The sequence below is a fragment of the Pleurocapsa sp. CCALA 161 genome (assembly GCF_003003995.1).
GTDB lineage: Bacteria > Cyanobacteriota > Cyanobacteriia > Cyanobacteriales > Xenococcaceae > Waterburya.
In genome coordinates, this window is record NZ_PVWF01000053.1 from 1 (window position 1) to 22,994 (window position 22,994).

Here is a 22,994-nt window from a genome sequence, read left to right on the forward strand (position 1 = left end):
AAAAAGAGCTTTAAAAAAAGCTAATTTTTCAGCTTTAATAACTGAAGCGGTAAATGGTCAAGAAGCGATCGCTAAACTAAGTCAAGAAAATCATCAACATCAAATTAATCTCCATATTGCTAATGATTCAGTTAACGTTTCAGCAACTGAAGACAGTCGTGCAATGAATAATCACCTTGATAGTTTTGACTTAATTCTTTTAGATTATTTGCTGCCAGATATAGATGGTTTAAATTTGTTGGCAGAGTTAAAAAAAAGAGATCTTCAGCTTCCAGTGATCATTTTAACAGGACAAGGAGATGAACAAATTGCAGTTGAAATGATGAAATCTGGAGCAGCAGATTATCTTTTAAAAGGAAAAATTGAACCTGATACTTTAAGCAGAGCAATTAACAATGCGATTCGAGTCAGCAAGGCAGAACAGGCAGTTAAATTTGCTAATCAGCGTCTTCGAGAGAGTAATCAGCTATTGTTTTCCAAAAACCTGGAGTTGGAAAAACAGCAGCAAAAAATAAAACTACAAAATATTAAGCTGCAAGAATCTTATAATCTCAAATCTGACTTTCTCTCCACTATGTCTCATGAATTACGCACGCCAATGAACGCGATCATGGGTTTTTCCCAGCTACTGCTGCGCCAACAAAGTGATCCTTTATCATCACAACAGCAAAATTTAGTGGAGCGAATTTTTCATAATAGTAATAATTTACTAAATATGATTAATGAAATGCTAGATTTTTCTAAAATTGAGGCAGGTAAATTAGAGATTAATCCTCAACAATTTGATTTAGCATATTTGACCAAACTAACAGTAGAAGAATTACGCTCTTTAGCTATTGAAAAAGAGCTTGCTTTAGTGGCGGATATTCAATTAAAAGATAATTTTATAGTTCAAGATGCTAACTTTGTTAAACGCATTATTATTAATTTGCTTTCTAATGCCATCAAGTTTACTGAATCAGGACAAGTTACGGTACAAGTAAAAGAAATAGACGAAACTAAAATTGCGATCGCCGTCATCGATACAGGTGCAGGAATTGCTCCAGAAAATCGAGACAAAATCTTTGAAGCTTTTCGACAGGCAGACCAAAGCTTTACTCGTCAACATGGAGGTACAGGGTTGGGTCTAGCAATTACCGACTCCTTAACAAAAATGATGGGAGGTAAAATTTTGCTAAATAGCATTTTAGGTGAAGGTTCAACTTTTACCGTAGAAATCCCTCGCAAGTATGATACTTGATCAAACTTTTATAAACTAAGCTTAAATAATATTTATGCTTTTAAAAAACAAACTTAATGTCTGTTACGCAAACCTTCTCTAAAGGTAGCTATATTCTGGCTGTCGATGATATCCCTGATAACCTCCTTTTGGTGCAGCTAGCTCTCGAACAAGAAGGTTATCGTGTTGTCTTAGCTCACAATGGAGAAACTGCCCTCAAACAAATTAAACAATTTCCTCCCAGCCTAATCTTACTTGATGTCATGATGCCTGGGATGGATGGCTATGAGGTTACTCGGCGCATCCGCCAAGATAAAAATATTCCTTTTATTCCTATATTACTACTAACAGCAAGAGAAGAATCTAGCTTAGTACAGGGTTTAGACGCAGGTGCAGATGAATTTGTGCGCAAACCCTTCCAAATTGATGAATTACAGGCAAGAGTGCGCTCGATGTTGCGTCTTAAGGAAACCATCGACCAACGAGAAAATTTTGTTTCTTGTTTGACTCACGATTTGCGAACCCCTTTAGTGGCAGCAAATAGAATGCTCGATTTGATTGAGCAAAAAGTTTTTGGCAATATTACCTGTGAACAACAAGAAGCGATCGCTAATATTATCAGCAGCAATGATAATATGCTGGAAATGCTCAACACACTCCTAGAGACACATCACTATGAATTAGGGCAAAAGACTTTAAATTGGATTTCAGTTGATCTACAACAACTGATTTCGGAAGTGGTTAGCGAACTTGAACCTTTAGCTAGAGAAAAGGGGCTAGAGCTATTATATGATGCAGTTACCAACGTTGCTGAGGTCAAAGGCGATCGCCTAGAGTTACGTCGAGTAATTACTAATTTAATCGGCAATGCCATTAAGTTCACCGATACAGGAAAAGTTCAAGTCTCGGTGTCGGAACATGAATCTAAGATATTGGTTCAAGTAGCAGATTCGGGAATTGGCATCTCACCAGAAGATCAAAAGGCAGTTTTCCAAAGATATCATCAGGGAAACCATCGCAGGGCTGGCAAAGGCTTAGGATTATATCTTTGCCAGCAAATTATCAATGCTCATCAAGGAGAGTTAAAAGTTCAGTCTCAGTTAGGTCAAGGAACTACCTTTACTTTTAGCCTACCTCAAGCTTAAATCCACTTGAGTTTTTGAATATCGCTTTTTAGCTATAAATTACTTAGAGCTTACAGCTTATAGTTAACACTTATCTTCTACGTCGGCTGCTACCAAAACTACGGCTAGGTCTTCTAACTCCACTACTGCCAAAACTACTAGGTCGCTTAAGCTGTTTGGGGGTGCTTTTTCCTGAAGTACGCAAAGTACTAGAACCAACGCCAGAACCTGTAGCGCGACTATTATTTTTTAGAGTTCTACGAGCTTTATTACTAGCAGCATTGCGTAGCGAACCAGTAGTTCTTAGAGTGCGACTGTTTCTGACGGCTGCGGGAGGTGCTTTATAACGCTCTTGGTAACGGTTAACCGCTTGAGAATAGCTGCTGCCATAACCACCATATCCAGTTAGCACACCTCCAGGGGTATACATTGGTGGAACATAGTAGTGAGGTCTAAATAGTACACTGGCGATCGCCTGACCAGCTAAAGCCCCCGCAAAAGGAGTCCAGAAGTTCGATTCTCTTCTAATCACGACTGTTTCGGGTTGACCAGTTTGAGGATCATTTCTAGTTTCCGTAACGTTGTGAACATATTCAATCTTAAAGTCTTCGGTCAAATACATTACAGGTTGTTGATTCTCGACCTGAAGATAAGTTTTTGTCCCTTTTGCTGCTTCCTCTTCGCTGATGCGCGCCATCTGTAGCTGCGCTGTTTGTAACATTGGCGGAGTACCAGCAGGAGTGTTTAACAGCATTAGGCTATATTCACCACTTGCATCATCATAGGTGGCTTGCTGGACGGGATATTTGCCATCACTAATGGAGATGGGTCTAGCAGCAATATCAGCATTATTATCAAAAGATGGTTGAGTTTGCGTTGACGTTGACGTAGATGTATTGGTAGAACCTCCACAACTAACGGTCGTCAAACATAACGATAATGACATGAATAGAATTAAGATTTTGCGTAGCATTATAAGTTCTGGCTTTAATTGTCTACTTTTGATTGTAAAACTTTCCTGACAAAACAGGATCTTCGGCAATTACTAAATGTTTGATCGGCAATTGAGTAATACTAAATCTGGAGTTGGTGAATCTATGTATAATTTTTATTTAAGGTTTTCGGATCTTAGCTTGACTTACAAAAACTTAGAGCTAATAGCTAGTAGATGAAGGCTTAAATAAAGACACCATTTTGTCAGCCTGAAACCCTGATTATATTTAACTTGCTACTTACTACTTACTACTTACTACTTACTACTTAAGCGAAGCGGTACTAGGGCGAAACACTTTACTAGCAGTAATAATCGTCACAGGATTAAGAGGAGTTAAGCGAGTTAAATGGTTGATGGGAGTAGAGCGGGATATCTGTAATTGTAGGAGTCGATATTGCCAATGATGATTACTCAACCAATTAATCGCCTGTAGTTGATATTCAATCGTCGCGAATGCCATGACGATCAGTCCCTTGTCCCTTAGTTTCTGACTACAGACATGCAAAATATCAGCTAAATTTCCTCCGCTACCGCCAATGAAAATGCGATCGCAATCGGGTAAATTGCTTAATACTTCTGGCGCTTTGCCACTAATACTTTTAAGATTATCTACCTGAAATCTTTGGCTATTTTTCGTAATTAAAGTTGAACCCATACTAGTTTTTTCAATAGCAAATATCTGAGATGTCGGACATAAGCGAGCTATTTCAATCGATACTGAACCTGTCCCTGCGCCAATATCCCAGACTATTTGTTGTGGCTTGAGGGCTAATTCTCCCAAGATAGCAACACGCACTTCTTTTTTAGTAATTAAACTAGGGCGATCGCCAAAGCTTAAGAAACTACTATCAGGTAAGCCAATTAAAGGTAAATTATCTATATTTAAATCATTTTTTTGTGCTTCTCGCACTAGAATTAAGACGTTTAAAGCTGAAAAATTATGCTCATCTAAATTACTTAATTTAGTTATTTCTTTAGGTAGAAAATGACTGATCTTTTCAGCTGTATCTCCTAAATCCTCGCAGATATAGAAGCTGTAGTTAACGGGTAACTCTAGAGCAAGAAACAGACGAGCGATCGCCCCAGGATTATTATCACTATCAGTGAGAACAGCAATCTTATCTTTACCTTGTTTAAATAGCTTGATTAACTGCTCGGTAGAACGTCCATGAACGCTGACCAAATTAGCATCTTGCCAAGGCATTTTCAGACGATTAAAAGCTAATTGTATTGAACTTAAATGAGGATAAAATTCAATTTCTTCTGGCTTAAATTTTTCCAGTAATAATCTGCCCAAACCAAAAAAAAGCGGATCTCCACTAGTTAAAATAACCACTGAATGATTGTCTAATTTTAATTGAGCGATCGCTTCAATTCCAGTCTGAAGATTAGCTAAATTTAACTTTTTGGCGGGGCAATCGGCAAAATAACTAAGATGACGTTTGCTACCCGCCAAAACTGTAGCCTTTTCAATAAGCTCTTGTACAGTTTGGCTTAATCCCTGCTGACCATCTAAACCAATCCCAACTACAGCAATAACCAATACTTAAAATCAAGATTGAAAAGAGAAGTGATTGATTTTTAATCTTTCTACCTTCTGCCTTCTGCCTCCTGCCTCACTCCCAAACTTAATTTAATTATTTAATTTGTATTTCAGAAGTAGCTAATTAGACTCAGAATTGCTGTTAAATAAACGATAACCAACGTATAGTACCAAGCCAATTACTGCCAGACTTAAAATACTGCTAACAACATGGAGTACCGCACCAACAATTGAAAAACCGATCCAAACACCACCTACAGCTACAGCAACCTTGCCAAACTTAGGTAAACTATTAAATATATTTTTACCACTATCGATCCAGTTTTGTACTTCGGGAGAAGGATTAATTTCTACTTGAGCAAATTTAGCTTCAATATCTTTAGTATCACTATGAACATCAACTTCTCGATCGAGATCTGCTGACATTTCATCTAACTTATTTTGTAAATCACGTTCTGAAAAACTCATGACCGTTCAACTCTTGCTTAAAGTGAGTGCATCTATATACATAAGTTTAAGATAACAAACAATATCTCTACAAAAATAGTAGTAATTTCTCTGCTTCGCTTAAAATAATGTCTGACTAGAATATATGTATTCAAGAGCTAGAAAGATTACGTATTAGATGTTAAGACTAGTTACGGATCAAATCATGGTGAAAAAATGTTAGAAGCGATATTGTTTGATTTAGACGGTACTTTAGCTGATACAGACTCGATTCACTTTGCTGTCTGGCAAGATATCTTGGTTAGATACGATCTTGACATCGATCGCTCTTTTTATCGGCAACGTATTTCTGGCAGAACCAATTCTAAAATTATTAAGGATATTATTCCTCAGTTGACTTTAGAAGATGCTTGGAAATTAGCAACAGAAAAAGAAGAAACCTATCGTCGTTTAGCAAATTCTCTCTTACCCACTCCTGGTTTAGATCGCTTAATTGCGCTATGCGATCAGGCTGCGATCAAAAGAGCCGTGGTCACTAATGCACCAGAAGACAATGTAGTCTATATGCTCAAGGTATTGCGTTTAACAGACACTTTCCCCACCGTAATTATGGCGAAGGATGCACTTCCAGGAAAACCCTCTCCTGCACCTTATGAGTTGGCTCTAAGCCGTTTGAAGGTAAAAAACAAAAGAGCAATTGCTTTTGAAGATTCCGCAGCAGGTATTCGTTCAGCCATTGATGCGGGTATTTATACTATTGGTATTACTTCCAGTCATCCAGCCGAAGAGTTACTGAGTGCGGGAGCAAGCATGATAATTCAAGACTTTAATGACGAGCAGCTCTGGGAATTATTGGACAGTAAGACCAAAGCAATTGGCTAAACTTTTGTATAAAGTGAGTTAAATTTACGTACTGAAAGCTTAGACCATTTCTCGAAATTAGCTAGTTTGAACGCAGCTAATCCACATTAGACCTACTTAGATACCATGACTCTTACCAATCACCCAGTGACGACGGAAAAAGCGAGAAAGGCTAGATTCTTCTAAAGAAAGGTAGATTGGTCTACCGTGGGGGCAGGTGCGAGGATTGCGGGTTGCTTGCCAAAGATCGAGTAGGTGCTGCATTTCTTCTAAACTCAACGTCATACCGTTACGAATCGCGCTCCGACAGGCGGTGGCTACCTGTGCCGAGCGCAAATCTCCACCCCAGCTTAATTCCAATAGGGCATCAGCACAATCTGCTCGTTCTGCTAAGATTTTAGGCACATTCCGAACTGCCCAAATGTTGTCTCCAAACAGTTCGACATCTATATTCAATTTTTCTAACTGCTCTAGCTGTTGTGGGTTGAGATATTCTAAGGTAATCGAGGGTTTTAAAGGCACTAATTCCCAACAGTCCTGGAGCTGCTCATATAATACTCGTTCATGAGCAATATGCTGCTCGATCAGCCAGACTCCCGATGAGTGTTCGGCAACGATATAGGTTTTATTTACTTGAGCAACTGCGGTTAACTTGAGGGAGTTGATGGGAGTTGCAGTTGTATCTTTCTTGGCTAACTCGCGGTCGATATAATATTTCTTGGATGAGGCTTCTGCCACCCTGAGAATTTTGCCAATTCGGCGATCGCCTACAGCAGCAGTGACATTGTTGTTATTGAGTTTTAAGGCTCGATCGATTAGCTGACTTACTTCATTTTGCCAGTAGGTAAGAGAATGCAGATATATTTCGGATTTGGCAGGATGGCGATTCCAATCTACTTGACTAGGACAGGTTTGCAAATTTAACAGGCAGACGGGAAAGCGACCGCGAGGAAGAGTTTTTGCCATACTCTGAAGAATTGTCTGTTCTAATTCGGGCGATCGCACAAAGCGATGATTAACCGCTACCTTAACCCAATCTGGACGATGGCGGTGACAGCGATCTGGTAAACCCATGACTAATTCAAGTTGGGACTTATCACTAGTGGATAAATGGAGGCGATCGCTAGCTATCTGACTAGTCTGGACTAAACTAGGGACAAGCTGCTTGGCTAAATTAGGAGTTGCCACTTCAACTTTAAGCTGGTGCAAATCACTGTGATTCACTCTATTTAAAAATTGAGGCAAAATATCTTGAGCGGTAGTGCCAGAACTAATCTGAAACCACAGACTATCTTGCTGCTTAATCTGCCAGGTTACTTGGGGATGGCACAGAGCAATTTTCTGGATTAGTTTCTGAATTGCCTTGAGCTGCTGGGGAATAGGAGGCAAAGCACGACGACGGACGGGAATTTTGGCAAACAAATTTGAGACGGTGACAATCGTGCCTGTGGCGATCGCCATAATTGATTCTTGCTGTGGTTGAGCTTGATCATAAACAACTTGCCAACCTAAATCTGATTGGCTAGCGCGACTACAAATCGTCAGATCTGCTACTTGAGCAATGCTATGGAGAGCTTCACCACGAAAACCCAAACTGGTGATTTGCCAGAGATCTTTTTGAGTCCGAATTTTACTGGTGCTATGGGGTTGAGCGCAAACACGAAGATCTGACAGCAGCATTCCCTTCCCGTTGTCAATTACCTGAACCTGCCACAGTTGAGGATTAAAAGTTACAGTGATTCTCGTCGCCTGCGCATCAAGAGAATTTTCCACCAACTCTCTAATTACGGCAGCGATCGAATCAATTACTTCTCCCGCAGCAATTAAATCTATTACATTGTCTGGTAGAGTCTGTATTTCTGATGCCATACACTCTTTATTTGAGATGCAATTGCTCTCAATTGGTCGAATTTAACTGATACCTTTGAGTCTTTAATAGTAGCGTTTTCAGACATCAGTTTCATCCTTTACTTAAAGACTGTTCATGGTGTTATTATGATCGTGTGAATTGCCCAAATATCTTTGAGAAATAGACCAAGCAGTATTGATTAGCTGCATTGCTCGTTCTGAACCATCTAAATCAGGATGATATTTAAAGCCCATTTTACGGTAGGATGAGCGTCCAAAAGCAATAAACGCGACAGCGTACCAAATTACGTCCAAACCATCGACAATATAGTTTTGATAGGTTTTATATTCTTCTAAATAGTTAGCTACCAGCTTTTGATAAACTTTTTCCGCATTTGGTAAAGCCTGTTTAATCTCATCAATGCTAATCGAATATTGAGAGTAATCGTGAGCAGAATTTTTTCGCGGTGTTGGTTCATTCCCTTTTTGCGTAAACAGTGGCGAATTGAGCAGCGCTCGATCAGTATCCTCAACTGACTTGGTAGGAATGGAGGAATATAAGGTGCTTAATAAATCTTGGCTATCCTGAAATTCATAATGTAGCTCTAAAAAATCCTTAGACAAATTAGCAATCCGCTCTAGCTTACTTAGCTTCGGTTTTAATTCTTCTGCTTGAGTATAAAGTCTTAACGCCTGTTCATCTAATTCGTCCCGTCGCCTTTGGAACTGCTTCAGCTTAGTTTCTAACTTCAAAATGAGTTCAGTTACTTCCGCCTGTTCCCGTTGATTCTCTGCCTCATTCCGCTCAATTTGTTCTAATTGTGATCTTATTTGAGCTATACTTTCGTTAATATCCATACTCTAATAAATAGTAAATATACTTGTAATCTTGTAGTAGCTGAAATCAGCCAGCAATCAAAAACTAAAACTGCGGGAATTTACCAGTTATTTTCATCAAATTATAATTTGAATATGAGCGAGTATTGAATAGCTTGATAGAAATAAAATAATTTCCTAAGATACCTTTACTATTTATTTGTTTTCATGTGTTAAGGAATACAAAATCAGCTATCCTCATCAAGACAATATAAGGACGGACTAATTTAACTGCACTGAACTGAACTGATAAACTTAATTTTTTCTGAGGGCAGCAAAAACTGCCTGTCTTGCCCATTGATCTGCGTTGATAATATCATCGAGGCTTGGTTCAGCAGTATTTTGACTACTAAAGCGATCGCAAACAGTTTCAATTAAACGCGGAATATCCAAAAAGCCAATCTTTTCGCTTAAAAACAGTGCCACTACCTGTTCATTAGCAGCATTTAACACCGCAGGCATTAATCCTCCTGCTTTACCCGCTGCGTAGGCAAGCTGCATACAGGGATATTTCTGATGGTCGGGTTCACGGAAAGTAAGATCTCCCGCCTTAACTAGATCTAACTGCTGCCAATCTGTATAAATGCGTTCTGGCCAAGACAAGGCATAGAGTAAAGGTAAACGCATATCAGCCCAGCCTAACTGCGCTAAGACTGATGTATCCTGCACTTCAATTAAGGAGTGAATAATACTTTGAGGGTGAATCACAATATCTATTTGGTCATAGTCCAGATTAAACAGATAATGAGCCTCAATTACCTCTAGACCCTTATTCATCAAGGTAGCTGAATCAATGGTTATTTTTTGTCCCATCGACCAATTAGGATGCTTAAGGGCATCTTTAACCGTCACGGAGCTAAGTTGTTCTACGGGAAGATCGCGGAATGAACCGCCAGAAGCCGTGAGAATAATTCGCCGTAAACCACCATCACAAACTCCTTGAAGACACTGAAAAATAGCTGAGTGTTCTGAGTCCGCTGGCAGTAATTTGACACCATGTTTTTTAACTAAAGGCAACACCACAGGCGCACCAGCAATTAGAGTTTCTTTATTAGCCAGGGCAATATCTTTCCCCGCTTCAATCGCCGCAATGGTAGGTAACAAGCCAGCGCAGCCGACAATACCTGTAACGACACTTTGAGCATCACCATAACGAGCAACTTCGCAAATACCTTCTTGACCAACTAAAATTTTGGGCTGATAAGGACTAGAGGCGATTCCTTCGGAGAGCTTCGCTAACGCCTCTTGTAGTTCAGATAGTTTGCTTTCATTGCCTAGGGCAACTATTTCGGGTTTAAAAGTACGAATTTGCTCTGCCAAGAGATTAACATTACTTCCTGCTGCTAATCCCACCACTCGAAACTGATCGGGATGATGAGTAACAATATCTAGGGTTTGTGTCCCAATAGAGCCAGTCGAACCCAAAATAGTAATTGCTTTCATGGTGCTTTATAGATAAACAGATCTGCTCTTACTATAAATTCTTAAGTGAAACATCGTTAAGCTTTTTTAATTTTTCTAGTTTATGAGAAAGGCAAAATCTTAGACGGTATTTTGTATCAGTTGAAGAACGGTTGTCCTAAAGGATACACCTGCGGATATACGCTTTAGGAATCCTTTAGGACACCTGCGGATAACCGCTTCGCATATAATTGGTGCGATCACCAAACTTAATCTTTTCCTCAAGGAGAAGCTACATGAGACGGATCATAATTCCTTAGTATGATGTACTTCAATAACCGTATGCACATTTCCTCGAGGGGTAAAGTCGCCTTTTACCGATGCCGTTAGAGGATCGCAAGCTGCCACAAAATCATCGAGAATTTGGTTGACAACTTCTTCATGGGGAATATAGCGATCGCGATAGCTATTAATATAGAGTTTCAAGCCTTTAAGCTCGACTACAGTTTGATCGGGAGAATAGGTCAGATAGATAGTCGCAAAGTCAGGATAGCCCGAAAAAGGGCATTTACAAGTAAATTCGGGCAAAGTAATCCTGATATCATATTTACGACCAATTCTGGGGTTAGGAAAAGTAATTAATTCTCCTTCGGCGATCGCTCTTTCACCGTATTTTAGCTCGTCGCCAGTTGTGGGTGATTGCGGAGTTGTAGTCATTTTAGGTTCAATGTAATATTTTAATAACTTTTTAATGTGTGAGTTTGATAGTTTGTGTAAGGGAGAACGCCCTAAAGGGTACACCTTCGGATAAGCTGAGTCTAACTTCTAACTACTTGAAGAGCGCAATCGCGTCGCTGTTCGCCCCTACCTGTATCTTATTCGCCCTTATTTATAGCGCACTAGATTAACGCGATAGCGCTGTTTTTTCGTTACAGATACTTCGCCAATTTCTAATCTACCTTTACCCCGTACGGCAATTAAATCCCCTGCTTTAACGTTGTGGCTAGATTGGGTAATTTCTTTCCAGTTGACGCGGACATCCTTATGAGAAATTGCGTCTGCCATTTTACTACGAGATATGCCAAAGCCTGCCGAAGCGATCGCATCCAAACGCATCGAAGCTTCTACAGTAGTCATTTCTTTTTTTTGGGGAGGGCGAATTTTTAACTCGCTCAAGTCAATTTGCTGAGTTTTAACCGCCACCGATCTTACCTGCGTTAAGGAGGAAGTTAAGAAATCTACCATTTCGGGGACAACTATTGCCTGCGCGCCTCTTTCACCCAAAACAATAATATCTCCTACCTTATCGCGGACAATACCTGTACCTAATAGCGAACCCAAAAAGTCTCTATGGGTAGCAGGATCAAACAAAAAGTTACCCGCAATATCCAAAGCAGCTAAGGCAATTTGCGACTCATCTAAAGGAAGATCGGGGCGAGATAAGCCAATTCGCTGTCTTTCTGCTTGAGGATAGCCGCCCCAAGGTAAAGCCTCAATTTCTGTGAGATTTTGAAAAATTGACTGCACTTCTGCCAGTACAGGGGGAGATAAAAAATCAGTAACGACTATCTCCCAGTTTTTAATTGCTTGTTCTGCTTGATCGATTACGCGGGAAATATCCTCTTTGTTTTCTACACGCTTCAATAATTCTTCACGCTTCATCGTTAATCCAATTCCCTTAATTAATCTGTAGAGCCATCTAGCAGCATAACTAGTTGTCCTGCCAATAATCAATTTAGCAAACTTCCACTGTAAATCTACGGGAGTTCGATCAGTTGCAAAATCGAATGGTTCGGGGAAAGGGAAAAAGAACAAAGGATACTAAGTACTTTCCACCCATTCATAAAATTCAATTTCCTCAGCTTCACACTTTTGACAAGTTTTGCACTCTGGTGTAGTTGGGGATTTTTGGACTATCCCCTGAGTAATTAACCCGTTTAGCATTAATCTAAGAGTTTCTCCATCAATTTGTAGATAAAGCTTCATTTCTGCTAATGATACACGACGAAAATTATAGACAAAATCTTGTAACTCTTTTAACTTCATAATTAAAACTCCAATTAAAACTTTACCTTAAAATTGCTAGAGGATTGCGGTCAGAAATTATCGCTACAATTCTAAATTTTGTTTTAATATTTGAGGTTTAAATTATCGTTTCTTTTACATCGTGATATATTTCTTAATCAAGACTACAAGAATTGCAATTGACTTTTACTGATTATCTTTAAACTGTATTTATACTGAGATTATCTTAGTTTTCTAGGAGTAAGACTGAATGAGCGATCGCCTTGGGATGGTTTGTGGTTTTTTAGGGGGAACAATTGTTGCTGTTGATTCAGGATATAAAGTTTTTCCCCATCCCCAGCCAGAAAAAATCTATAACAGATTGAGCGATGCTAAGTGGTTTTTAGCTTTGAGGTGGTGCGATCGCCTGAACATCCCCGCAGGTATTATTAACCACACTGGTGAACTAGCTTTTTTAAATCACATCGTGCTGAAACTGGGAGCAGAAAATTTTATTCCGCAGCAATATAGATTAGAGATTTTTGCCTTGTGTTTATCTTTGCAACCCAACGAAACATATACTTATAAACTACTCTTCAATAATCGCAATTTAGAGATACAGGCTTTAGAAATAGATCCTCGCTATGGAAAAGTAGCTCTAGTTAGAGAAATTGCTTGATTTCAAATCATAGGTTTTCAGTACTTCGCCAATGGTATACACCTTCGGATATCCTGCTTGACAGGAAAAGTCAAAATTCGGGCGGTCAACATTTGGAGGTTTACTCCAAATTACGCCCTCAAAAAGTCAAAAATTTTAACCTACTACCTATTTGCGAAGCTACATGCGGCAAAGTGCCTTTGTCCTTTAGGACTACCTTATCTCAACTCCTTAATTCAGAATTGTCAGACTACAAGAGTAATAAACAGATCTTATAATTTATAGCTATCACCCTTAAACCTTTGTTGATAAAAAACCAAATAAGCACCCAGTATAATCAGAGGCGTGATGATAATTGTATAAAAAAGCAACTGATATTTTAGAGGCTTAAACCCTTCGAGGTTAACAATCCAATCTACTCTCGACCAGGGAATATAGCTAAAAAAGCTAGTTGCTGGGGTAAATTCAAAGGAATATTTGGTTGCAGCATTATTTACGTAAAAATCAAGTTTTTTGTCTGCAAAAACCACTAATAGGCGACAAAGATCATCGTTGGCAAATATTCTCGGAATCCGAAATCTGGGTTGAGAAGCAGCGCTACCTGTAATTGGAGTTCTCAGACGAAATTGTAAGTCTTTTCCTTCTTGAGCGATTACAAGATTGTGATTTATTGTTCCATATGACAAAGACATGATTCTTGCGGGTCCAGACTGATGGGGGTTGTTGCTAGAAACAGCCAAATACAAACTAAATTCACCAGTATGTTGTAATTTCTGAGTCAGAGCTGCTGCTGGCTTCGCTGTTTTCAACCATTGTCTCGAATTAACCAATATTCCATTATTTTCAGATGATTGTTGTTTTTTGAGCGATCGCTTTTGTGCTTGAGAATTTGAAGCTGAAACATTTTGCCATAAAAGGTTGGGAAGATGATGACTACGATCCTGGTAAGAATTGGCTTCCTCGTCGGTAAACTTGAGAAAAGTTACTAAGTCAGGCGACTGAGCAAACAAAGTATCAGCTTCTGTAAATGCCTGTTGGACTTGTGCAGGGTTAAAACCGCGATCGCTGATATATAAATTATTAATTCGTCCGTTCCAGGGGCGATCGCCTGTAACTTCATTGCCAATACCTAAGTAATAGTAGTCATCCCAGTTTGACAGATTAACATTAGCTAATAAAACCAAAACCATTAGAGTAACTAAAGCGCAATAGCTGGCGATCGCGATCAGCAAAGATTTTAAACTCAGGCGATTGGTATCCTGGTAAATAAGCCCCAGCAAAAACTGAGCAAGATATTTCCGCCAGAAATAGAAAATTGCCCCTAGAGTTCCCCCTAAGCTATTACAGATAATGTCCGATAGGTTAGAAACACGACTAGATAAAAAAAGCTGGGTTGTTTCTACGGCGCTTGTGGTTAAGATACTCGCTAAACAAGCAATAGCTACAATTGCAGGAGTGCTTAATCCCTGGCGATCGCCGATCATCGCCAAGCTAATGCCCAAAGGAATAAACAACAAAATATTCTGCCAATAATCCTTAACACTGCCGCCAAATTCAAACTTCTGGAGGATAAATTGCCCAGAAAATCCTGGAGGAATCTGGAAGTTAAAAGGAGATATCGTGGCAATGACAATAGCAGCCAGACTGGCAATAAATAATAAATTACCCCAGCGTGGCGATTTTTTGATATTCATGGATTAAAACTAATTGACAATCCGCTCCTTAAAATCAATTAACAAATGTATATTGTCAATCATGATCTCTTTGAGATCTTTAGTCAGAGGCAATGCTCCTTGAGGCCCAAACCAGCGGTCAAAGATAGCGACATATTCAGGCTTTTGGTCTAGTAACCCCTGCAGAAACTCAACTAAAGTGTAGTTGACCGTATTGAGAAACTGAGAGTTATTTTCTGCCACCATACAGGCAATCCCTTCCAGAGAATAGTCGCCGACAACCTGCCAATTTTGGCGATCGGGGGCTTTTTGTAACCAGCTTTCTAATAAAATCCCATCCGAAGCAAAAGCGTCAATTTTCCCCTCTCGCAGTGCCGTAAAACCCTCTGCGCGATCCTTAAGCAGAACAATTTCAGCTTTGGGTTGAACGCTCTTTATGACCTGTTCATTAGTGGTTTGAGCTAAAGCACCGATGCGTACACCGACCAGAGATTGGGGATCCCAATACCTATTTCCCCTTTTGGTTAACAGCCTAGTTCCTGTAGAACCATAGCTAAAAGAAAAATCAATAGCGCGATCGCGTTCCCAAGTAAAGCTACTGGCATCACACACTATATCTACTTCCCCTGACATCAGTTGAGGAATGCGTTCTTTAGGTTCTAGAGCTACCAATTCTAGGTCGATATCTCGATCATATTCCTGTTCTAACTGACGAGTAACTAGTTCTAAAATATCGACGGAATAGCCGACTAGTTGTCCTTGCTCATTACGATAGGCAAAAGGTAATGCATCTTTACTCGTACCTGCGGTTAACGTTCCTGTACGAGTTATTTTTTCCACTACTGTCTCGGCTACAGTATGAGGACTAGCCCAAGTTAGTAAACCTAAGCTGAGAAAACAAATCGCCGCTGATTTTGTCCACAAGTACCGCAACATAGATAGTGCCTTTTTTGATGAGATTGGTTACAGTGTTAGACCAAAAATGCCAAAATGCCTAGTTTTATTACTGTTATTTTAGAATTGCCCCTCAAAATATTATGATTTGTGAATAACTGGAGGAACGAAAATTTTGACTCGAATCTTTTTGGCGATCGCCTCAATATTAGGCGGCATATCAGTCGTGTTTGGTGCTTTTGCTAGTCATGCTTTAAAAGATCGCCTCAGCGCTAATTCTTTAGCTATTTGGGAAACAGGTACTAAATATCAGATGTATCATGCTCTGGCGTTGATGCTAGTAGCCTTATTGATATCTCGTTATCCTAATTCTACTTTGTTGACAGTGGCAGGATATGCTTTCATCGCTGGGATCTTAATCTTTTCTGGGAGTCTTTATGCTTTGACTTTGACAGGAATTAAGTGGCTGGGGGCAATTACCCCAATTGGGGGAGTGGGATTAATTATTGGTTGGCTTTGTCTGGCACTCGCTACCTGGAGAATTGAATGAAAAGATGATTAAACTCACACCAAAGTTAGATAATCAATCAGGATGGTGAAAACTAGCTGTAGAATTTTACATAGATTATCGAGTCCACAAGATATTTTTAAAGTATTTTCTAAGTCTTTTTATCTAAATTAATTTATCAGCTCTAGAGTTTTTAGCAGATCCAGATTATGCGTATTGCCTTATTTACCGAAACGTTTTTGCCCAAGGTAGATGGGATTGTTACCCGCCTACGTCATACTATTGAACATCTTGAACGTAACGGCGATCGCGTCCTCGTAGTTGCCCCTGAAGGAGGATTAACCGAATATAAGGGAGCAAAAGTCTATGGTATCCCTGGGGTGTCCTTGCCGTTATATCCAGAGTTAAAGCTAGCGCTACCCCCTTTAGGTACAAAAAGTGCCATTGAAGAGTTTCAGCCTGATTTGATTCACGTTGTCAATCCAGCGTTTTTGGGAGTAGGCGGGATTTACTATGCCAAAACCATGAATATACCCCTGATAGCCTCCTATCATACTCATTTGCCTCAATATCTCCATCACTACGGTTTAGGGGCATTAGAAGGACTACTGTGGGAATTATTAAAGGCAGCGCACAACCAAGCGCAGTTAAATCTCTGTACTTCTAGCGCTATGGTCAAAGAGCTTGTCAACCATGGTATTGAACGAGTCGATCTCTGGCAGAGGGGGGTGGATACCGATATGTTTCAACCTCATTTAGCTTCGGCGCAAATGCGATCTCGTCTTACTCAAGGTAATCCTCAAGATCCACTCTTGCTCTATGTTGGTCGAGTTTCAGCAGAAAAACAAATTGACCAAATCAAACCAGTGTTAGAGGCGATGCCCCAGGCTCGTTTGGCAATTGTCGGCGATGGGCCTTATCGAGAAGCCTTGGAAGCTCACTTTGCTGATACTAAAACGAATTTCGTCGGCTATCTCGAAGGATTAGAATTAGCTGCTGCGTTTGCTTCGGCTGATGCTTTTGTCTTTCCTTCTCGTACTGAAACCTTGGGTTTAGTCTTGCTAGAGGCAATGGCTGCGGGTTGTCCTGTGGTAGCTGCTCGCTCTGGCGGGATTCCTGATATTGTTACAGATGGAGTTAACGGTTATTTATTTGAACCAGACGATCCTGATGGAGCAATTACCGCCACTAAATCTTTGTTGGCAGCGACTCAAGCCAGGGAAGAATTACGCCTCAATGCCCGTCATGAAGCTGAACAGTGGGGCTGGGCTGCTGCAACTAGACAGCTACAGAGTTACTATCGGAGGGTTCTTACGGCTGAATATGGAGTTTCGGCTGCTTGAATCCAAAATACTACTTAATTATTATTGATGATCTATGTCTATAGCGAGCTAGAGTCAGGGTTTCGTTGGTTAAGGCAGCATCATGGTGCAAATCCTAGTTTTGCCTGTGTTCTCGGTTTTACGGCAACAGGGCTAATTTCTGGAATTTCCGCAGCAGGAGCAACCCCAGAGGATCGAGAATATACAGCGATCGCTGATGCTGAATTTTTGGCTAGAGGAGTACAGTCAAGTTATCAGCATCCTTTACCAATTCTGACCGCAGGAGCATCTCCTACCTTTATTTCTCGCGCTGTAGTTGAAGCTTTTAACATCCCTACCTATATTTTTAATGCTGGTTTACCCCATTCCCCAACCGTAGACACCATTGATTTATTAGGAGTTGCGGCTCGGTGTCTTTCTTCTGGTCAGGCGATGCCGTTACAGAAGGTGCAGCATTTATTTAACCAGGGCTTAAACTGGGGTAATCGGCTAGCGGATACGGGTGATTATTTAATTATTGGTGAATGTGTCGTTGGGGGAACAACTACAGCCCTAGCTCTATTAACCGCCTTGGGAATTGAAGCTCAAGGAATGGTAAATAGTAGTCATCCTTGCTGCAATCATCAGCAGAAATGGTCAGTGGTTGAAACTGGTTTATCCAAACTAGATTTGACCCAGTTTAATGATCCCCTAGCCTTAGTAGCAGCAGTTGGCGATCCCATGCAGATCGTCGTTGCGGGAATGGCAATTTCTGCTAGTCGTCGGATCGGTGTGATGTTGGCGGGTGGAACGCAAATGTTAGCGGTATCTGCCTTAATCAAAGCGATCGCTAACTATCATCAACTTTCGCTTCAATTACCGAACATTGTTGTGGGGACAACTCGTTGGGTAACAGAAGATCCTACAGGAAATACGGTGGGGTTAGCAAAACTTGTTAGTGGAGTCCCCTTGCTTGCTACTGACTTAAGCTTCGCTACTTCAAGATATCCTAGCTTGCGAGCCTATACCCAGGGATATGTTAAAGAAGGCGTTGGTGCAGGAGGCTGTGCGATCGCAACTCACCTCAAACAAAATTGGACTTCCACTCAGTTGCTCAACATAATTGAAAGTTTATTTGCTCGTTATCGTCGTCTAAGAATGAATTCGGTAGGTTAATAATTGTTCTTCTAAGGCTGCAATACGGTTATATGCTGCGGTCAACTGGGCTGTCAGACGGCGAATTTGCGTCTCTGGAGCCAAATTATCGTTGTTGGAGCTAGTACTGCTAGTGCTGCTATTATCATCCACCAAAATATCTTTGTGAGTTAGCTGATATTCTGATTCATTAGTCTGTCTACCAAATTTCTTAGAGCTTGAGCTGAAACTAGGTAAAGAATAAGACTCTTGTTCAACACGCTGGTGAGACTGGCTACTCAAGCCTTTAACCTGAGAGCCAATTTCCTCAATTAGCTGGTGTAGACAGTCTATCTTTTCACGCAATTCGCTAATCTGTATTTGTAATGTATCCATATAGTTTCTAGTATTTAATTGGCGGATTTTTCACCTGCTTTTATGCTAAAAGAATAGTTCTAAATCATTACCACTATTCCTGATTCATTTAACAATTGCTCAACTTATTTTGATAAAGATTTTAAGCTTACTCAAAACGATTAATTTCAAGGCATAATTGCCTTAAATCTCTTAGTAAAACAGGTACGTTGTTAAAGGAAAAAGTATCCATTTTTTCTAAGTAAATATACTCTCACCTTTTTGTTCAGAACATTAATGAACTACCAGTTATCACGTCGTTATTTTCTCCGCTCCAGTGCTGCCATAGCTTTAGCACAATTGCTTGGAGGCTGTGGTGGAGGGGAAGAAATTGCACAAATCTTACTTTTAGAAAACTCTATACCTTCGCAATCTATCAAAGATTTTCGCAAATCACTAACTAAAAATAGCAAAATTGAATTCAAACCTCAAATCCATATTTTACAAATCTTTAATTCACTTTATGCTCTACAGGACTACAAAAAGCCAGAGCAAAAAATTATTAATGCTGTTGATAAAATATTGAACCAAGCCGAAGTTTTTCCAAGTTTAGCTACTTTGGGGGATGCGTGGTTATCTATCGCAATCAAGCAGAATTTAATTCAACCTTTGTCGAGTAAATCTTTGCTTAATTGGCAAAAATTACCTAAAATTTGGCAAAAATTAGTACGGCGTAATCCTGAGGGAGATTTAGCAGATGATGGTGCGATTTATGGCGCGCCCTACCGTTGGGGAAGTACGATTATTGCCTATCGTCGTGATAAATTAGAGCCACTAAATATAAAAGTTAAAGATTGGCAAGATCTTTGGTTACCAGAATTACGCGATCGCATTTCTTTATTAGATTCCCCCAGAGAAGTCATTGGCTTAACTTTAAAGAAACTAGGATATTCTTACAATCTAGATAATTTAAATATTGTCGGTAATTTAAAAACTGAATTATTAGCTCTCCAAAAACAGGCAAAGCTTTATAGCTCTGATCACTATCTCGAACCTCTGGTTTTAGGAGATACTTGGGCTGCGGTGGCTTGGTCAACAGACATCTTACCCTTGCTCAAACGTTATCCTGAGATTGAATTTGTCATTCCTCAGTCGGGAACATCCCTGTGGGCTGATCTTTGGGTAAAGCCTCGATTACCTCAAGCTTTATTAGTAAGTGATAGTGGAGATAAATCTAATCAGACCAAGATTGTGGAAGAATGGATCGATTATTGCTGGCAACCTCGAACAGTAAAACAAATATCTCTATTCACCGATGGGATTTCGCCAATTTTAGCTACTCTACCACCCCAAGAAATACCGCAAGATCTTCAAGATAACGTTTTTGTTAACTCAGCAATTTTGAATTCAGATAAGAGCGAGTTTTTGTTACCCCTTAAGCCGGAAACAGAGCAGCAATATCGAAATTTATGGCTTAAAGTTAGGAAATCTAATCAAGTAGAAGCTAAAAGCTAAAAGCTATCCTAAAGGATTCCCTTCGGTCAAAGCTAAAAGCTAAAAACCAATGAATTTAAACGAAGCTAATCTACAACAGTTACAACAATCAGCTAGAGAAAAGTTTCAGCAGATTTGGGGGTATGAAAATTTTAGACCGCCTCAAGGGGAGATTGTGCAAACTCTTCTAGCCGGAAAAGATGCGCTGATCATTTTGCCGACGGGGGGCGGTAAATCTATCTGTTTTCAGCTACCAGCACTACTGCAAGCTGGTTTAACGCTGGTGGTTTCTCCTTTAGTAGCGCTGATGGAAAATCAAGTCAATCAGCTACAGAAATTGGGTTTAGCAGGAGCATTACTCCATAGTGAATTACCCAGAAGCCAAAGACAAAAAACTTTACAGGCGATCGCCAAACAAGAATTAAGCCTACTCTATTTATCCCCTGAGACTTTACTCAGCCTCCCTATTTGGTCAATCATTGCTCAACCAGAAATAAAAATTACAGCCATTATCTTAGATGAGGTTCACTGTCTAACTCAATGGGGAACTACCTTTCGCCCTACTTATCGACGTTTGGGTGCAGTTCGTCGTAGTCTATTACAGCATAAACCGACGGGAACAAAAATAGCGATCGCTGCTTTTACGGCTACAGCCGATCCCCAAGCGCAACAAGAGATTATTCAAGCTTTAGAATTAAAACAGCCTGAAACCTTTTTGCTTAGTCCTTATCGGCAAAATTTGAGTTTAAATATCAAAACAGTCTGGACACCTAGAGGCAGAAAACAAAAGATGTTGCGGTTTATTCAAACCCACAAAAATCAGTCGGGGTTAGTATATGTGCGATCGCGTCAAGATAGTCAAACATTGACAACCTGGTTCAAATCATTGGGTTACGCTGTCGAGGCTTATCATGCAGGATTAGTGACAACGGCAAGAAGAAACATCGAGCAAGACTGGATCTGTGGCAAAATTCAATTTGTAATTTGCACTTCTGCTTTTGGGATGGGTATCGATAAACCAAACGTCAGATTTGTTATCCATTATCATGCCCCAGAATTATTAGCTGAATATGTGCAGGAAATTGGTAGAGGGGGAAGAGATGGTAAAGCTGCCCAGGCTTTAACTTTAATTAGTGAACCCAGTGGATTACTCGATCCTCAAGATAAACAGCGGAGTCAATTTTTCCAGAGCAAGTTAACACAACAATATCGTCAGGCACAACAGCTAGTCAAACAAATACCAAGCCAAGGAAATATTACAACTATCAAAGAGCAATATCCTGAAGGAGAAATCACTTTGGGAATTTTACACAGTTTGGGGTTGGTTTCCTGGCAAGATCCCTTTAATTACCGTAAACAGTCGTCTTCCATCACCCTGGAACGTTTAGCTAGCAGCCAGAAAAGCTATCAGATCAAGATGCAGAGATATCTTCAAACTAAAAATTGTCGCTGGCAATATTTACTCCAGGCTTTTGGTTTTAGCCGAGAAGCTCAGGGTTTTGCTTGTGGATCTTGCGATAATTGTCAGAAATAAACCCCATCTACACAGAAAACCATAGTTTACAACAAGTTAAACAGGAGTTCAAACTGGATGCGGTTTAAGATCCGATTTTACTCACTATTTGTTGAAGATACCGAAAAGGCAAAGGTCAAGGTTTTTAGGTCAGTTAAAGCCTAAAGTTCTTCAATTTCTAACTTTCTTTTTAAAGGAATACGCATCGGTTTACTATCTGCCTGTGGTAATTCGATTAATTCTTTCTCTTTCTGTTTAACTTCTTTGGGTAACAAGACAGGTAAAGGCTCTTGTTCATCTTGCCAATAGCTAGCCACTGGTAAAGTATGTTCGAGGTCTTCTAGTAATCGAGGAATAATCATCACGGCATGAAGTTCGCCGATTCTCTCTGCTTCCTGCATTCCTGCCTCGATCGCGATCGCCACATTGGCAATTGAACCTCGAATTATAGCGGTACACAAGCCATCGCCAATTTTTTCATAAGAAGCTAGCTGAACATCAGCAGATTTTAACATCGCATCTGCCCCACCAACCATGGCGGGAAAACCTCTAGTTTCTAGCAACCCAATCGAACGATTACTTAAACGACTATAGCCCCTTCTTTTTTGCGCCAATTCAATTAAATGACTGCCAATCGGAAATATAGCTTCTAAATTAGGCATGGGACGAGCAATAACTAACTTAGACACAAGCTGACCAAACTTTTCGGCGGTTTTTGCCCCTTCTTCTACCGCTAAACGAACATCGGCAATGTTCCCCCTAACTATTGCCGTACAGTAGCCATCACCAATTTTTTCATAACCTACCATGGTCACTTCTGATGACTTGAGCATCATGTCTGCCGTGCCAACAATTGCAGGAAAGCTTTTCGTCGATACTAAACCTAACGCACTGTCTTTAAACGGATGTTCGTTGTTGTAGCTTGGTTCTCTACGAACATAACTTGGTTGTGGGTCAAATTTGCCTAATGGTGCCTTTCTATGTTCGATGTTAGACATTCAGTATCTCTTTTCTTTACAAGTGTGCCACGATGAGCAAGCATATATTCCTCTATATCTAATATAGTTAGGAAAATGAATTATAGCGTCAGTTCTAGTTTAGCCGATCGCCTTAAGAGCAAACTGAAACAGCAGGTTTAAATCTAAAAT

General features: G+C 40.0%; 22 protein-coding genes. 9 read left to right on the forward strand and 13 right to left on the reverse strand.

All coding sequences use genetic code 11. The features are described from left to right. Both C7B62_RS13850 and C7B62_RS13855 read left to right on the forward strand, forming a co-directional pair. A partial coding sequence (locus C7B62_RS13850; protein ID WP_106237221.1) for an ATP-binding protein occupies positions 1–1,240 on the forward strand: 1,240 nt, incomplete at its 5' end. A 56-nt stretch (positions 1,241–1,296) separates the two neighbouring features. After that, positions 1,297–2,364 (forward strand): HAMP domain-containing sensor histidine kinase, encoded by a 1,068-nt coding sequence (locus C7B62_RS13855; protein ID WP_106237225.1) that lies wholly within the window; start codon positions 1,297–1,299, stop codon positions 2,362–2,364. Positions 2,365–2,434: 70 nt separating this feature from the next. Here C7B62_RS13855 and C7B62_RS13860 read toward each other — a convergent pair whose 3' ends face one another. The 3 genes from C7B62_RS13860 to C7B62_RS13870 form a co-directional block, all read right to left on the reverse strand. Further along, positions 2,435–3,316: a hypothetical protein gene (locus C7B62_RS13860; protein WP_106237228.1), complete on the reverse strand. Its 882-nt coding sequence runs from the start codon at positions 3,314–3,316 to the stop codon at positions 2,435–2,437. Between the two features lie 283 nt (positions 3,317–3,599). Then, the gene (cbiE, locus tag C7B62_RS13865; RefSeq protein ID WP_106237231.1) at positions 3,600–4,880 is read right to left on the reverse strand and encodes a precorrin-6y C5,15-methyltransferase (decarboxylating) subunit CbiE; all 1,281 of its coding nucleotides are present in this window, start codon (positions 4,878–4,880) and stop codon (positions 3,600–3,602) included. A 120-nt stretch (positions 4,881–5,000) separates the two neighbouring features. Then, positions 5,001–5,348: a hypothetical protein gene (locus C7B62_RS13870; protein WP_106237235.1), complete on the reverse strand. Its 348-nt coding sequence runs from the start codon at positions 5,346–5,348 to the stop codon at positions 5,001–5,003. A 195-nt stretch (positions 5,349–5,543) separates the two neighbouring features. On the opposite strand from C7B62_RS13870, the gene C7B62_RS13875 reads away from it, so the two are divergent. Beyond that, on the forward strand, positions 5,544–6,209 hold the full coding sequence (locus C7B62_RS13875) for an HAD family phosphatase (RefSeq protein ID WP_106237241.1): 666 nt from the start codon (positions 5,544–5,546) through the stop codon (positions 6,207–6,209). Positions 6,210–6,305: 96 nt separating this feature from the next. On the opposite strand, the gene mutL is transcribed toward C7B62_RS13875, so the two are convergent. The 6 genes from mutL to C7B62_RS13905 all read right to left on the reverse strand — a co-directional run bounded on the left by mutL (position 6,306) and on the right by C7B62_RS13905 (position 12,359). Further along, complete coding sequence (gene mutL, locus C7B62_RS13880; protein ID WP_106237246.1) at positions 6,306–8,057, reverse strand: DNA mismatch repair endonuclease MutL; 1,752 nt, start codon at positions 8,055–8,057, stop codon at positions 6,306–6,308. A 102-nt stretch (positions 8,058–8,159) separates the two neighbouring features. After that, a complete protein-coding gene (locus C7B62_RS13885) occupies positions 8,160–8,894 on the reverse strand; it encodes a molecular chaperone DnaJ (RefSeq protein ID WP_106237249.1) in 735 nt (244 codons plus the stop codon). Positions 8,895–9,167: 273 nt separating this feature from the next. Next, on the reverse strand, positions 9,168–10,355 hold the full coding sequence (gene dxr, locus C7B62_RS13890; RefSeq protein WP_106237252.1) for a 1-deoxy-D-xylulose-5-phosphate reductoisomerase: 1,188 nt from the start codon (positions 10,353–10,355) through the stop codon (positions 9,168–9,170). Between the two features lie 264 nt (positions 10,356–10,619). Beyond that, positions 10,620–11,030 (reverse strand): preQ(1) synthase, encoded by a 411-nt coding sequence (queF, locus tag C7B62_RS13895; RefSeq protein ID WP_106237256.1) that lies wholly within the window; start codon positions 11,028–11,030, stop codon positions 10,620–10,622. Positions 11,031–11,198: 168 nt separating this feature from the next. After that, positions 11,199–11,975: a photosystem II S4 domain protein gene (locus tag C7B62_RS13900; RefSeq protein ID WP_106237332.1), complete on the reverse strand. Its 777-nt coding sequence runs from the start codon at positions 11,973–11,975 to the stop codon at positions 11,199–11,201. 159 nt (positions 11,976–12,134) lie between these two features. After that, complete coding sequence (locus C7B62_RS13905; protein WP_106237259.1) at positions 12,135–12,359, reverse strand: FeoC-like transcriptional regulator; 225 nt, start codon at positions 12,357–12,359, stop codon at positions 12,135–12,137. A 229-nt stretch (positions 12,360–12,588) separates the two neighbouring features. On the opposite strand from C7B62_RS13905, the gene C7B62_RS13910 reads away from it, so the two are divergent. Next, positions 12,589–12,996: a hypothetical protein gene (locus C7B62_RS13910; RefSeq protein WP_106237263.1), complete on the forward strand. Its 408-nt coding sequence runs from the start codon at positions 12,589–12,591 to the stop codon at positions 12,994–12,996. 251 nt (positions 12,997–13,247) lie between these two features. On the opposite strand, the gene C7B62_RS13915 is transcribed toward C7B62_RS13910, so the two are convergent. Then, positions 13,248–14,669 (reverse strand): VanZ family protein, encoded by a 1,422-nt coding sequence (locus C7B62_RS13915; RefSeq protein WP_106237267.1) that lies wholly within the window; start codon positions 14,667–14,669, stop codon positions 13,248–13,250. Positions 14,670–14,678: 9 nt separating this feature from the next. Then, positions 14,679–15,584, reverse strand: a complete 906-nt coding sequence (locus C7B62_RS13920) for an amino acid ABC transporter substrate-binding protein (protein ID WP_106237271.1) — start codon at positions 15,582–15,584, stop codon at positions 14,679–14,681. A 133-nt stretch (positions 15,585–15,717) separates the two neighbouring features. On the opposite strand from C7B62_RS13920, the gene C7B62_RS13925 reads away from it, so the two are divergent. The 3 genes from C7B62_RS13925 to cobT all read left to right on the forward strand — a co-directional run bounded on the left by C7B62_RS13925 (position 15,718) and on the right by cobT (position 18,527). Next, positions 15,718–16,092, forward strand: coding sequence for a DUF423 domain-containing protein (locus C7B62_RS13925; RefSeq protein ID WP_106237275.1), 375 nt, complete (start codon positions 15,718–15,720; stop codon positions 16,090–16,092). Between the two features lie 167 nt (positions 16,093–16,259). After that, positions 16,260–17,393: a glycosyltransferase gene (locus tag C7B62_RS13930; RefSeq protein ID WP_106237279.1), complete on the forward strand. Its 1,134-nt coding sequence runs from the start codon at positions 16,260–16,262 to the stop codon at positions 17,391–17,393. 27 nt (positions 17,394–17,420) lie between these two features. Continuing rightward, on the forward strand, positions 17,421–18,527 hold the full coding sequence (gene cobT, locus C7B62_RS13935) for a nicotinate mononucleotide-dependent phosphoribosyltransferase CobT (protein WP_106237283.1): 1,107 nt from the start codon (positions 17,421–17,423) through the stop codon (positions 18,525–18,527). Here cobT and C7B62_RS13940 read toward each other — a convergent pair. Next, the gene (locus C7B62_RS13940; protein WP_106237286.1) at positions 18,504–18,881 is read right to left on the reverse strand and encodes a hypothetical protein; all 378 of its coding nucleotides are present in this window, start codon (positions 18,879–18,881) and stop codon (positions 18,504–18,506) included. The two genes, cobT and C7B62_RS13940, sit on opposite strands and share 24 nt — an antisense overlap. A gap of 255 nt (positions 18,882–19,136) precedes the next feature. Between C7B62_RS13940 and C7B62_RS13945 the strand changes: the two genes are divergently transcribed. Both C7B62_RS13945 and C7B62_RS13950 read left to right on the forward strand, forming a co-directional pair. Further along, positions 19,137–20,354: an extracellular solute-binding protein gene (locus C7B62_RS13945; RefSeq protein ID WP_106237290.1), complete on the forward strand. Its 1,218-nt coding sequence runs from the start codon at positions 19,137–19,139 to the stop codon at positions 20,352–20,354. A 49-nt stretch (positions 20,355–20,403) separates the two neighbouring features. Then, positions 20,404–21,867 (forward strand): ATP-dependent DNA helicase RecQ, encoded by a 1,464-nt coding sequence (locus C7B62_RS13950; RefSeq protein ID WP_106237294.1) that lies wholly within the window; start codon positions 20,404–20,406, stop codon positions 21,865–21,867. A 140-nt stretch (positions 21,868–22,007) separates the two neighbouring features. Here C7B62_RS13950 and C7B62_RS13955 read toward each other — a convergent pair whose 3' ends face one another. Further along, a complete protein-coding gene (locus C7B62_RS13955; protein WP_106237297.1) occupies positions 22,008–22,844 on the reverse strand; it encodes a carbon dioxide-concentrating mechanism protein in 837 nt (278 codons plus the stop codon). Between the last annotated feature and the right edge of the window lie 150 nt (positions 22,845–22,994).